The sequence below is a fragment of the Microbulbifer sp. HZ11 genome (genome assembly GCF_000708675.1).
Classification (GTDB): Bacteria; Pseudomonadota; Gammaproteobacteria; order Pseudomonadales; family Cellvibrionaceae; genus Microbulbifer.
The window spans coordinates 64,748-77,611 of the sequence record NZ_JELR01000001.1 but is presented as its reverse complement, the minus strand read 5'-3'; the positions used below and the strand labels follow the sequence as shown (position 1 = coordinate 77,611).

General features: G+C 56.8%; 12 protein-coding genes. 7 read left to right on the top strand and 5 right to left on the bottom strand.

Going from position 1 to position 12,864, the window contains the following annotated elements; all coding sequences use genetic code 11:
- Window positions 1–51 precede the first annotated feature (51 nt).
- The 4 genes from AU11_RS00330 to AU11_RS00315 all read right to left on the bottom strand — a co-directional run bounded on the left by AU11_RS00330 (window position 52) and on the right by AU11_RS00315 (window position 3,976).
- Entirely contained in the window at window positions 52–501 is a 450-nt protein-coding gene (locus AU11_RS00330; protein WP_051686816.1) for a hypothetical protein, read from the bottom strand.
- Between the two features lie 109 nt (window positions 502–610).
- Entirely contained in the window at window positions 611–2,005 is a 1,395-nt protein-coding gene (locus AU11_RS00325; RefSeq protein ID WP_043315530.1) for an L-cystine transporter, read from the bottom strand.
- 131 nt (window positions 2,006–2,136) lie between these two features.
- A complete protein-coding gene (locus AU11_RS00320) occupies window positions 2,137–2,628 on the bottom strand; it encodes a TlpA disulfide reductase family protein (RefSeq protein ID WP_081847846.1) in 492 nt (163 codons plus the stop codon).
- Complete coding sequence (locus tag AU11_RS00315) at window positions 2,585–3,976, bottom strand: YihY family inner membrane protein (RefSeq protein WP_043317754.1); 1,392 nt, start codon at window positions 3,974–3,976, stop codon at window positions 2,585–2,587. The genes AU11_RS00320 and AU11_RS00315 overlap by 44 nt, the downstream gene beginning before the upstream one ends.
- 183 nt (window positions 3,977–4,159) lie before the next feature.
- On the opposite strand from AU11_RS00315, the gene arsC reads away from it, so the two are divergent.
- The 7 genes from arsC (at window position 4,160) to AU11_RS00280 (ending at window position 11,828) form a co-directional block, all read left to right on the top strand.
- A complete protein-coding gene (gene arsC / locus AU11_RS00310; protein ID WP_043315528.1) occupies window positions 4,160–4,504 on the top strand; it encodes an arsenate reductase (glutaredoxin) in 345 nt (114 codons plus the stop codon).
- Window positions 4,504–5,118 (top strand): NAD(P)H:quinone oxidoreductase, encoded by a 615-nt coding sequence (gene wrbA, locus AU11_RS00305; protein WP_043315525.1) that lies wholly within the window; start codon window positions 4,504–4,506, stop codon window positions 5,116–5,118. The genes arsC and wrbA overlap by 1 nt, the downstream gene beginning before the upstream one ends.
- Window positions 5,111–5,521, top strand: a complete 411-nt coding sequence (locus tag AU11_RS00300; RefSeq protein ID WP_043315524.1) for a DUF2069 domain-containing protein — start codon at window positions 5,111–5,113, stop codon at window positions 5,519–5,521. The genes wrbA and AU11_RS00300 overlap by 8 nt, the downstream gene beginning before the upstream one ends.
- A 236-nt stretch (window positions 5,522–5,757) precedes the next feature.
- Entirely contained in the window at window positions 5,758–7,626 is a 1,869-nt protein-coding gene (sppA, locus tag AU11_RS00295; RefSeq protein ID WP_051686814.1) for a signal peptide peptidase SppA, read from the top strand.
- A gap of 295 nt (window positions 7,627–7,921) precedes the next feature.
- Window positions 7,922–8,770, top strand: a complete 849-nt coding sequence (locus AU11_RS00290; RefSeq protein WP_043315523.1) for a mannosyl-3-phosphoglycerate phosphatase — start codon at window positions 7,922–7,924, stop codon at window positions 8,768–8,770.
- Window positions 8,771–8,803: 33 nt separating this feature from the next.
- Window positions 8,804–10,027, top strand: coding sequence for a glycosyl transferase (locus AU11_RS00285; protein WP_043315520.1), 1,224 nt, complete (start codon window positions 8,804–8,806; stop codon window positions 10,025–10,027).
- Between the two features lie 46 nt (window positions 10,028–10,073).
- Window positions 10,074–11,828 (top strand): alpha-amylase family glycosyl hydrolase, encoded by a 1,755-nt coding sequence (locus tag AU11_RS00280; protein WP_043315517.1) that lies wholly within the window; start codon window positions 10,074–10,076, stop codon window positions 11,826–11,828.
- A 38-nt stretch (window positions 11,829–11,866) separates the two neighbouring features.
- Here the strand turns inward: AU11_RS00280 and AU11_RS00275 are convergent, their stop codons facing one another.
- Window positions 11,867–12,853 carry an HPP family protein gene (locus tag AU11_RS00275; RefSeq protein ID WP_043315514.1) on the bottom strand — a complete coding sequence of 329 codons (987 nt, stop codon included), beginning with the start codon at window positions 12,851–12,853 and terminating at the stop codon, window positions 11,867–11,869.
- Window positions 12,854–12,864 lie beyond the last annotated feature (11 nt).

Genomic DNA, 12,864 nt, shown 5'->3' with positions numbered 1-12,864 from the left:
GTTTCAATCAGGACAAGCGCTGGTTTCTTAGCACCGCCCTGAACGCGGTGATTATTTTTTCACGCGCTGACTGCGACGGTCCATACGCCGGTCAATACCTTGTCCCTTGCGGTCGAGGCGACGGTCAATACGATCGCCCTTGCGATCCAGGCGATTGTCGATTTTGTCGCCCTTGCGGTCCAAACGTCGATCAATACGGTCGCCCTTTTTGTCCAGATAGGTGGCCCGCTTATCGTTGCCGTTGGCTTCGGCGCGTTCCGAGGCCCGGTCCAGCCGGTTATCGATCCGGTCGCCCTTGTTGTCGAGCCGGTTGTCGATGCGATCACCTTTATTATCCAGACGGCTATCGATGCGATCACCGCGGCGGTCCAGACGATTTTCTATACGGTCGCCCTTGTTATCCAGGTGCTTCGACAGCGCCTCGCCATCTTCGGCCAGTGCGGCGCCGGAAAACAGCATGGTTGCAGTGAAAAAGAGAGTCGATTTATTGATCAGTTTCATCGGTGGTTTCCTTGTTGTATTCCCCGCTGTACGGGTGAGAACTGCTCTGTTCTCTTATCAAAACGCACGGGTGCGCTATTGGTTGACACAACGATGAAAAAATTTTGGATTAACTGGCTTCGCTCGCTTCTTCTCTGCCGTGGTCATCGCCACCGCTGCTTTCACCCGTACTATCACCCAGCCAGCGCTGAGTCAGGGTGCCGGCAGTCATGGCACCATTCACATTGAGCGCGGTGCGCGCCATATCAATCAGCGGCTCCACAGAAATCAGCAGCGCGGCTATCTGTACCGGCAGCCCCATGGCAGGCAGCACCACAAGAGCCGCAAAGGTTGCGCCGCCGCCGACGCCGGCAATACCAAAAGAGCTGATCACAATGACGGCAATAAGAGAGGCCAACCAGACCGGGTCAAACACATTGATCCCTAATGGTACCGCCACCATTACCGCCAGCATCGCAGGATAAATACCTGCACAACCATTCTGGCCGATGGTTGCCCCAAAGGAGGCAGAAAAGTTAGCAATGGCCGGGGAGTTTTTCAGCTCGTCGATCTGGGTTTCCACGTTCAACGGAATCGTCGCTGCACTGGAACGGGAGCTGAAGGCAAACACCAGCACCGGCCATACCTTGGCGAAATAGTGCAAAGGGCTAATGCCGTTCACCAGTAGGAGCACCGCGTGCACCACAAACATCAGCGCAATGGCGACAAATGAGGCCAACACGAAATTGAACAGGTTGAAGATATCCGCCCAGCTGGATTTGGCCACCAGCGCCGTGACCAGCGCCATTACGCCGTACGGGGTAAACGCCATAATCAGGCGCACCAGCTTCATTACCCAGGCTTGAGCCACGGAAACGAAATGTTCGATAGCCGCGCCCTGCTCCGGGTTTTCCCTACGCACCGCCAGTGCCGCCAGCCCCAGCAATACCGCAAAGACCACCACGGCAATCACCGAAGTGTCCCGCTGGCCCGCGAGGTCGGCAAAAATATTGCGCGGGATAAATGAAGTCAGAATTTCCGGAATACTGAGGTCGCTGACACGACCGATGCGCTCGTTGAGCACTTCCGCTCGTGCCGCTTCCCGCGCGCCTTCCACCAGCCCCTCGGCAGAAAGGCCAAACAGGTGGGCGATCATTACGCCGATCAATGCGGCGATGGCAGTGGTACCGAGTAGAACTGCCAGCACGGATACGCTGATCTTGCCCAGCGAGCGGGTATTACTGACCTTTACCACCGCTCCCAGAATCGAAATCAGCACCAGCGGCATCACCAGCAAATGCAAAAGGTTTACATAGCCGTCACCAATCAGCCCCACCCAGTCCAACACCCAGGGCACATCCACGCCCCAGCCTTCCGCCAGGTGCATAAAGCCACCCAGCAATACGCCCAGCAACAAGCCGGCAAATACCGCCGGAGCCAGGGAGTCGCGACTGCGGTGCCAGCGCGCCAGAGGCCAGAGAAGGAACAGGTAAAACGCCAGCAGTAGAAATGCACCCAATTGCATTGAATTTGAGTCCCAGTTTGCGTGTTCGAGGTTAAAAAATCGCAGACATCCTAACAGCTGGCGCAGTTTTCCCTAAAAGACGCTTTGGTTATACCGGTAGAAGCAAGCGCGGCGGCTGATTGCGCGGCGACCTACTGCTCCAGATAAGGACGGATTGCTTCCTGCAGCGAGGTGGCCGTCTGCGGCCCTACCAGGGTACGCCGCCACTGGCCATTGCGATCAATAATGAAGGTAGATGGCAGAACCTGAGGAACCGCCTGCCCCCAGCGACCTTCCGGTGCCGCGGCGAGCAGCGGGAAGGCGATGCCAAACTTTTCTGCCTGGCGTTGTACTTCCTCCGCGGGCGGCTGATCAAAATTGATCCCCAGCACCAGTACCTGCTCACCATGCTCGCGATAAAAATCATTGAGCTCGGGTATTTCCTCTCGACACGGGGCACACCACTCGGCCCAGTAATTCACCAGCAGCACCTTGCCGCCGGTCTCCAGTCGGTCGCCATTCAGTGCGGTAAGCCCGCCACTACGGGATTCGCAACCGCCAATTGCCAGCGCGATCAGCAACAGTAGCGCGGCAACCGGGTTAAGATTTGGCCGTTTTGCTGGACGACTTGCTACTACGGGCATTGCGGCTGCTTCCCTTGTTGGCAGATTTGCTAGCGCTGGATTTGTTGTCGACGGAATCGTCCACCGTTTCCACCGAAGCAGGCAGCTTGGCCGGTTCCAGATTGCCGGTATCCACGGTTTTCTCCAGCATCTCCTTGGACATGGACTCCCGGAACAGGTCCCCAAGGCTCTGCGACAGATGCTCGCGGGAGAACTCCCGCGCCTCGCGGAAACGGGTTTCCACGTCTCGGTACCAGGGGCGCACCTGCAACTCGCGGTGACCGCTCTCCGGTACCGGCGCCGGGTGCAGCCAGTCCAGCATCTGCTGCAGAGTGACTGAATCCAGATCCCGCACCAGAACGTAATCGTTGCGGTCTGTCTGCCCGATCACCTTGTTGTTCTGCAAAACTTCCCGGATACGGCGCCACTGGGCGGGGCGTATCCCTACGCGGGAAATATCCTGATCGCTGATGGTCTGGCCCTGCTGATACTTGCTGAAAAACTTCCACAGGATGGAAAGCGTCGCCACCAGATCGGAGTAATTTCGCCCCTGGGCCGCCGCGTGATAGGCCGACAGAGTCCGCACCAGCACACAACCCGCCAACACAATCATCCACATCAGGTAGATCCAGATCAGGAACATGGGCACAAAGGCGAAGGCACCGTAAATCGCCTGTACCGAGCTGCGCGCGACAATGGCACCAAACAGATACTTGGCCGCCTCAAAGGCAAACGCGGTAATCACCCCCCCGGCGAGACCGTGGCGCAACGGCACCCGGCAGTTGGGAACCGCAACAAACAACAGCGTGAACGCGATGGCGGTAAATACCCAGGGCAATACCCGCAACACTATCGGCAGTAGTCCGAGGCTGTCGTTCTGGGCGAGTACTTTTTGAGAGAAGAGATAAGTGGTGGCAGCCATACCGGCACCGAGCAGAATCGGCCCCAGGCTCAGGATCGCCCAGTACAGCAGGAAGCTGGAGACACCCCGGCGCCCCTTGGGAATATCCCAGATGGCATTAAAGGTGTTCTCGATATTCTTCAGCATAAAACCCGCGGTCAGTAGCAGCAGGCCGATACCCACCCCGGTAAGGCGCTGGGCCTGGGTGGAAAAACTGTTGATGTACTCCTGCACCTCGCGCCCGCTTTCCGGCACAAAGTGGGAAAAGATCTGGTGCTGAATCTTGCTCTCGAGCCCCGCGAAATCCGGAAACAGTGACAGCATGGCATAGCTCACCGTTACCAGTGGCACTATGGCGAACAGCGTCATATAAGTGAGCGCCGCCGCATTCTGTCTGCAGTTCTTTTCGTTGAATACGGTCCACAGGGAAGTAAAAAAGCGCCGCCAGCGGTGCACCATTTCAGTCATGGGTCTTCTCAGTTTGTTATACGGCTTGCCAAACCATTTTTTCAAAGAGGAGCTGTCCGCCATTTTCCGGTGAATCTGGCGGGTAAATCCGTGTATTTTGTCTAAAAAGTACGCCATACCTCAGCGTAGACGACTAACAGAGTGCTGTTAGAATACGCCAAACCTTAACAGGATACGCTTTCGATGTGGACGATCTACCATAACCCCCGCTGTTCAAAATCTCGCCAGACCCTGCAACTGCTGCAGGAAAACAATATCGAGCCGGAAATCGTGCTCTACCTGGAAACCCCGCCAGACGCTGAAGCGCTGAAAGACATCCTCGGCAAATTGGGCATTGCCCCGCGGGACCTGCTACGCAAAGGGGAAGACGCCTACAAAGAGCTCAACCTCAAAGACGCCGCCCACAGCGACGCGGCTCTGATCGACGCCATGGTAAGTCACCCCAAACTGATCGAGCGCCCCATCGTCATCAAGGGCAATAAAGCCGTACTCGGCCGCCCGCCGGAAAATGTGCTGGAGCTGATCTAGTGGCTTCCGCACCAACTGCACCGTACATCCTTGTTCTTTATTACAGCCGTAACGGAGCCACCGCCAAAATGGCCGCGGAACTCGGTCGCGGTATTGAAGAAACCGGACTGGAAGCCCGCCTGCGCACCGTGCCCGCGGTTTCCCCCAACACCGAAGCCAGCGAACCGCCGGTACCCGACAGCGGCGCCCCCTTTTGCACCGCCGACGACCTACGTAAATGCGCGGGCCTGCTCATGGGCAGCCCCACCCGCTTCGGCAATATGGCCTCGCCCCTGCGCTACTTCCTGGATCAGACCAGCGACATGTGGCTCGACGGCAGCCTAAGCGGCAAACCCGCCGCCGTATTCACCTCCACCGGCAGCCTCCATGGCGGCCAGGAGACCACCCTGCTCTCCATGATGCTGCCGCTCATGCATCACGGCATGATCATCGCCGGCATTCCCTACTCCGAAGGCGCCCTCATGCACACCACCACCGGCGGCACCCCCTACGGTGCCTCCCACTGGGCCGGCGGCAATGAAGGCGAACTGAGCCACGACGAAACCACCCTGTGCCGCGCCCTCGGCAAACGCATTGCCACCCTCGCCGAAAAACTGGGAGACCACCGTGGCTAAACAGAAAAAACAGCGCACACCCATCGACCCCACCAGCCTCACCCGCAAACTGGACGTCGCGCGCAAGCTCAACTGGTTCTGCTACGGCGGCCTTCTGCTACTGTTCGCGGTATGGAACCTGTTCCTCGACGGCTCACTCAAGTGGTGGATACTACAGACCTTCCCCCTGCTGCTGGTATTGCCGGGCCTGCTCAAACAGCACCAACGCGCCTATCTATGGCTATGTTTTATCCTGCTGCTCTATATCACCGCCGGTATCGTCGACGTAATGATGCCTACACGCGGCTGGCAGCATGGCGCGCTAACCGCTTTGAGCCTTATTCTGTTTGTATCTGCAATGATGACCAGCCGTTGGCAGGTGCAGTTGCAAAACAACCAAGCAAGTAACAACACGAACACTTGAGCACTTATTAATCGCACTGAAAGTCAGTGCGAAGGCGCTGATACCGGGTACAGCCTTGTGAGACCTTCCGCGAGAAGGACCTCGCGGAAGAGCCCCCATGGATGGGTTGAGGGGGGGCGCCTAGCCCGTGTCTCGCGAGGCTATACCCGGCAGTAGTGACGCCACAGTGCTAATTAAGAACTTCCAAGGGCCACAAGAAAGAAGCCCCATAGACCGAACAACAAGGAGTTTCAGGTTTGACCGAATCAACACGACGTCGCGGCCTTATTCGTCGCTTTTTTGGCGCCATTGGTGGAGCCATCACCTGGCTGCGCCGGGTATTCACCAACATCCTCTTCCTTCTTTTGCTCCTGTTTATCGGCATGGCCATCTTCGGCGGTGAAGAGCGCATCACCGTACCCCAGGGCGGCGCCCTCAAAGTTGCCCCCGGCGGCTTCCTCGTCGACGAAGTCAGCCAACCCAGTGGCGTTCCCAGTTTCCTGGGCGGCCCCGCCTCACCACCGGAAACCCGCGTAAAAGACCTCGTCGACGCCATCGACGCCGCCGCCAACGACAACCGTATCAGCGCACTCGTGCTCGAACTCGATCACCTCGCCGGCGCCAGCCTCAGCAAACTCGAAGAAGTCGGCGAAGCCGTACAGCGCTTCAAAGCCAGTGAAAAACCGGTCTACGCCATCGGCGACAACTACACCCAGGGGCAGTACTTCCTCGCCAGCCACGCCGACAAGGTCTACATGAACCCCATGGGCTCCCTACTGCTCACCGGCTTCGGCAGCTACCGCAACTACTACAAAAGCGCCCTGGATAAGCTGAAAATCAACTTCCACGTGTTCCGTGTGGGCGATTACAAAGACTTTATCGAACCCTACACCCGCGACGACATGTCTCCCGCCTCCCGGGAAAACAACGCCCGCTGGTTGCACCAGCTGTGGAACGAGTACACCGAACAGGTCACCGGCCTGCGCAACCTGCCGCCCAACGCCATCGACAGCTACATTGCCGACCTGCCGCAAAACCTACGCGCAGAAGGCGGAAGCTGGGCCAAGGCCGCACTGGCCAACAAGTTTGTCGACAAGCTGCTCACCCGCCGCGCCGCCATCGAAGAGCTGCAGGAAGTGGTTGGCGTCGCCAACGACGACAAATCCCAGTACAGCGGCATCTACGCCCACGATTACCTGCGTCAGGTCAAACTCACCAACCTGCCGGACCCCCGTCTGCAGAAAGATAAAATTGGCCTGATCAGTGCCGCCGGCGCCATCATCGATGGCGAAGCGCCTGCGGGACAGATCGGTAGTACCACGCTCGGTAAACTGATTGCCGAGGCCCGCGAGAAAAACGTCAAGGCGCTGGTACTGCGTATTGACAGCCCCGGCGGCTCCGCCTTCGCTTCCGAGGCCATTCGCCAGGAGCTACTCGCTACCCGCGAAGCCGGTATTCCCGTAGTGATCTCCATGGGCAGCGTCGCCGCCTCCGGTGGCTACTGGATTTCTGCCGGCGGCGATCGCATCTGGGCATCCCCCTCCACCATTACCGGCTCCATTGGTGTGTTTGGCGCCTTCCCCACTTTCGAAGACTCCCTGGAACACCTGGGCATCTACAACGACGGCGTGGGCACCACCGAACTAGCGGGCACCATGCGCCTCGACCGCGCCCTGCCAGAGGCCGCCGCAAACATCCTGCAACAGGGCGTGGAGCACACCTACGCGCAATTCCTGCAGTTGGTCGCGGAAGCGCGCAACAGTACGCCGGAGGAAATTCATAAAATCGCCCAGGGCCAGGTCTGGACCGGCCGCGCCGCCCACGAACTGGGTCTGGTAGATGAACTGGGCAACCTCAACGATGCCATCGCCGATGCCGCGCAGCTGGCCGAGCTGGAAAAGTATGAAGTGATGGAAATTCAGCGCGAGCTGACCCCGAGCGAAAAAATCATGCGCGCCCTGGCGGAAAATGTGGACGCCCATGTCTCTGCCAGCGTGGAGCGCAACCTGCCGCTGGGTGCCTGGCTGAACAGCGTTCGTCCGGCGGTACAGCCCCTGGCGGAACTGCAAACCTTTAAAGATCCCCGCGCACTCTATGCGCGCTGCCTGGGGTGCTCCGCGCCCTGATCGCCTTTTAAAGCCTCACCGGCTGTGCCGGTGGGGCTTTCCCTCCCTCCTGCGCGCACCACTGCGGTGCAATCATAAAATTAGCCTGCAGTGTGCTCACCAATACGATGCAGGTTCCGCACATTTCTGGCCCGACAAATCCGAACTAAAAGATTCTGACGCCAATCCACTGCTCTGAACCGGTGCAATGGCTCGTTTTCCTCTGACTGGCACTATTTTTGGATTACCTAATTAGCGCACGCATTTTTTCGTGCCGACGCCAGGCCAGAAAAAGAAGCCAGAAAAACGGAATCGAATGACGACAATAGCGAGCCCGAAAACCCAATGGCTAATCGCCAGTGATCTGGACGGCACTCTGCTGGATCATTTCAGCTACTCCCACCAGCCTGCCGATGCCACCCTGCAACAGCTGGAATCCGCCGGTATACCGGTGATCCTCAACAGCAGTAAAACCCGCGATGAAATGCTGGCCCTGCGGGATGCGCTGCAGAACCAGCACCCGTTTATTGTTGAAAACGGATCGGCGATTTTTATACCCGCGGGATATTTTCCGAATAAGCCGGAGTTGGCACGGGAAGAGGATGGTTACTGGGTGCTGGAGCCAGGCGCACAGCGCCAGAGCATTGTGGACTTTCTGCACAACGACGGCGAAAGCCACGGTGTGCCCTACCTGAGTTTTTCCTCCGCCAGCAATGAGGAAATCGTCGCAGCTACGGGCCTGAACGCCAGTGAAGCGGAACAGGCCAACCGCCGCGGCTATTCCGAGCCGCTGTTATGGCGCGGTAACGAACAAGAAAAAGCTGCCTTTGCCGCCCGTGCCAATGCCGCCGGCTTCGCCACTCTCCAGGGCGGACGTTTCCTGCATGTGTTGGGACAAACCGACAAAGGCCAGGCGACAAAGTTGCTGAAGAAGACCTACCAGCACTACACCGACCGTTCGTGCAAGCTGATCGCCAGTGGCGACGGGCCCAATGATCTGGACATGCTGAAGATTGCCGACGTCGCTGTTATCGTGCGCTCGCCCTCCCACGCGCCCCCCGAATTACCTCATCATCCTGAACTGATCGTTACCCAGGAAACTGGCCCGTTGGGCTGGGCACTGGCCATTCAGGACATTCTCGCCACCGAACTTCTACCCTTGTAAAAACTTCTACCGTCGTAAAACAGGAAGCAAACCGTGACCGATTTTTTTCAGAATGGTGACATCACGACCCTGCACAATCTTTCCAACCGCAGCCTGGAGGATATGGAAGCGGACCTGATTCGCTTCTCTAAACACCGCCCTATGTCCCTGCTGCTTCCCTCTCTTTATTCAGAGCTCGAAGGCGAGGCGCTACCCAAGATTCTCGAAATACTGGCAGAAGTACCTTACCTTTCAGAAATTGTGATCGGGCTGGACCGCGCCAATGAAGACCAGTATCGGGATGCACTAAAGCAATTCAAAATCCTGCCGCAGCACGTACGGGTATTGTGGAATGATGGCCCGCGCCTGCGCGAACTGGATGCACAGCTACAGCGAGACGGCCTCGCTCCCCAAGATGCGGGGAAAGGTCGAAACGTGTGGTACTGCCTGGGTTATATTCTCGCATCCCGTCGTGGCGAGGCCATTGCGCTACATGACTGTGACATCGTCACATATAACCGCATGATGCTCGCACGCCTGTTTTATCCAGTGGCCAATCCACAATTCAGTTACGAATTCTGCAAGGGTTATTACTCCCGCGTCGCCAACGGCAAAATCAACGGCCGCGTGTGCCGTCTCCTTGTCACTCCGCTGATCCGCACATTAAAGAAAATATACGGCCACACCAAATATCTGGAGTACATGGACAGCTTCCGCTATTCGCTCGCTGGTGAATTTTCCTTCCGCCGCGATGTTATCAACGACCTGCGCATCCCCAGTGACTGGGGCCTGGAAATCGGTGTGCTATCTGAAATGCACCGGAACTACTCCACCAACCGACTGTGCCAAGTAGATATTGCCCACGCCTACGACCACAAGCACCAGGATGTATCCTTTGACGACGAACATTGCGGCCTATCAAAAATGTCCATTGATATAGCCAAATCGTTTTTCCGCAAGTTGGCCACCCAGGGCACCGTCTTTTCCTCGGAAACCTTCCGCAGCATCAAGGCTACCTACTTCCGTATTGCGCTGGATTTCGTGGAAACCTATCGCAATGATGCCCTCATAAACGGCCTCAATTTCGACATTCACAAAGAAGAGCAGACCGTCGAATTGTTTGCCAGCAATCTGGTAAAAGCCGGACAGGCATTTCTGGACAATCCAATGGAAACACCTTTTATACCAAGCTGGAACCGTATCACCAGTGCCGAACCCGGATTCCTGAAGCAACTGAAACAGGCCGTGGAAGCGGACTACGAAGAATACAACGCATAACAAAAAACAACGGCAAGACCAGCATCACAATGCAACGGGGGACACAGTGAATCAACCGACGGCGAACTTACCAATCGAGGAAGTTTTACATCAGAAGGTGGTGGATCACCTGGCATTTATCTATCCGGAACTCGAGGTCGAACCCATTGCTCAGGAACTGATTCGGACCATGCGTCTGGACGAAGACTGCCAGAGTCCCATCGCCCATAAGAATCTCTGGGACCAGACAGATATCGCGGTGATAACCTACGGGAACAGTATCCTGAACGATAACCAGCCACCGCTGAAAACCCTGCACCACTTCCTGCAGGCGCATTTTCCAATGCTGATCAACACGGTGCATATATTACCGTTCTTCCCCTATTCCAGTGACGACGGCTTTGCGGTGTCCGCCTATAAGCAGGTAGACCCAAGCCTCGGTGACTGGAGCGATATCCTGCGGATCAGTACCGACTTCCACCTGATGGCCGATCTGGTCATCAATCACTGCTCCGCCCAGCATGAATGGTTCTTGAATTATCAGGAAGGTATTGATCCAGGTAGCGACTTTTTTGTTGAGGCGGACCCGAAAGAAGACCTCACGAAAGTAGTGCGCCCGAGGGTTACCCCCCTACTGCGCGCCACCGATACGCCACGGGGTACCCGGCATGTGTGGTGTACATTTGGTCACGACCAGGTTGACCTGAATTTTGCCAACCCCAAAGTCCTGGCCAAGATCGTGGATATTATCCGCATGTATCTGGATATGGGGGTACGGGTATTCCGCCTGGATGCGGTTGCCTTTATCTGGAAAACTCTTGGCACCAACTGTCTGAATCTCGCAGAAACCCACGAAATCGTACGGTTATTGCGGACACTGATTGAACATGCCAACCCCAACGCGGTAATCATTACCGAGACCAATATTCCCAATCAGGAGAACCTGTCGTACTTCGGCAATGCCAACGAAGCACATTGCATCTACAACTTCTCCCTGCCCCCGCTACTGGTCAACACCCTGGTGACCGGAAACTGCCGCTATCTGAAAAACTGGCTGATGAGCATGCCACCGGCCCAGAACGGTACAACCTATTTCAATTTTATCGCCTCTCACGACGGTATCGGATTGAGGCCAGTAGAAGGTCTGCTGGATGACAGCGAGCAGGAAGCCCTGATTCAGACCATGGAGAATTTTGGCGGGCAGATTTCCTGGCGTGCACTGGATGACGGCAGCAATAAACCCTACGAGATCAACATTTCCCTATTTGACGCGTTAAAGGGAACTACCGAGGGGGAAGATAGCTGGCAACTGAACCGATTTATTTGCGCCCATGCGATTATGCTGGCACTTGAGGGCATTCCGGCGTTTTACCTGCACAGTCTTGTGGGCACCACCAATGACTATGAGCGCATGAAGGAACACGGCCACAACCGCGCCATCAATCGTCGTCAGTGGCAGGAACAGGAGTTGAATGAACGTCTGGCCAATCCGGAGACCCATCACCACCAGGTGTTTCACAAACTGCGCCGGCTGATCCAGTTGCGCCGTGAACAGCCGGCGTTCCACCCGAACGCGACCCAGTTTACCCTGCACCTTGGTGATCAGGTGTTTGCGTTCTGGCGCCAGAGTCTGGATCGCCGGCAGAGTATTTTCTGCCTGAACAATATTTCCGATCAGCCCCACACCATTCATCTGAACGCCATCAACCTGATTGGCACAGACCAATGGAAAGATTTGATCAGTGATGCGATATTCGACGATATGCTGGCGACAGTGACGCTGGATCCGTATCAGACCATGTGGATCAGCAACCGCTGGTAGTGACGTCTATTAAGCACAGGCAGTGCGACGGACCTCCGTCATTCGGGGTGTTCGTCGTCCACACTATCGCGGGATTTTACCCAGTGCCCGCCCTTCAGCTGCACTTCGAAGCGCGCCCACTGACGAAACTCCTCACGCAGGCAGATACCGGTATCGTAGGCGCCTTCCCCGGCGAGGACTTTATAAATGACGCGGTCCTTGGTCGGCGGTGGTTCCTGAGATTCGTCCACCACCTGCCGCACACTCCACAGTTTGCCCAACTTGCCATTACTGTAACAACGCCCGCCCACAATCTCCTGTGGGTGAACCACGTTGCGCTCCGCATGCTGCTTGGCCAATTCCAGTAATTCGGTAAGCCCTTCGGCTGTGATGTCCACGTAAGAATCCTGTTCCTGAATCGCCGCGGCAAAATCTTCCTGGGTAATTTCGGTTTCACGAGATTCAGGCTCCGCAGTAACGGGAGATTTTCGCCGCCGCCCGAGATGCACCGGGTAACGGCGCCAGTGAAACAGGCTGTTAAACGCAACCGCCACGGCGAGGATCAACAGGGCATTGGTCAAAATCGGTACCAGCAGAAAATCAAACCCCAATTGATACACCGCTTCACCGCCGGTAACGGCTGTCAGGGCCGTGGCACCGCCAGGTGGGTGGATACAACGGAGGTAGTACATGGCCGCAACCGCAACCCCTACCGCCATGGCCGCCGCCAGCAGCTCGACACCAATCCAGCGGTGACAGAGAACACCCACCAGGGCCGAGACCAGATGCCCACCCACCAGCGACCACGGCTGGGAAAGTGCGCCATGGGGAACCGCAAACAGCAATACGGCACTGGCCCCCATGGAAGCAATGATGAAATAGCTGGTGGAGATATCGATGACACCCGCAGACAGCGCCCGCTGAGTCACCCAGAACACCCCGAGAATTGCCAGTGCCGCTCCCAGGGCCGAAATCAGTTTTTCGCGATGGCTGGTGTTGTTTTTTTCAATACCCAGATAGGCGCGCAGCTCGCTGATCAGACGCAAAGTAACCCCCG

Excerpts from the sequence above, each read along its gene's own strand:
- AU11_RS00330 (WP_051686816.1), bottom strand. The coding sequence starts at position 501 with ATGAAACTGATCAATAAATCGACTCTCTTTTTCACTGCAACCATGCTG.
- AU11_RS00325 (WP_043315530.1), bottom strand. The coding sequence starts at position 2,005 with ATGCAATTGGGTGCATTTCTACTGCTGGCGTTTTACCTGTTCCTTCTC.
- AU11_RS00320 (WP_081847846.1), bottom strand. The coding sequence starts at position 2,628 with ATGCCCGTAGTAGCAAGTCGTCCAGCAAAACGGCCAAATCTTAACCCG.
- AU11_RS00315 (WP_043317754.1), bottom strand. The coding sequence starts at position 3,976 with ATGACTGAAATGGTGCACCGCTGGCGGCGCTTTTTTACTTCCCTGTGG.
- arsC (WP_043315528.1), top strand. The coding sequence starts at position 4,160 with ATGTGGACGATCTACCATAACCCCCGCTGTTCAAAATCTCGCCAGACC.
- AU11_RS00290 (WP_043315523.1), top strand. The coding sequence starts at position 7,922 with ATGACGACAATAGCGAGCCCGAAAACCCAATGGCTAATCGCCAGTGAT.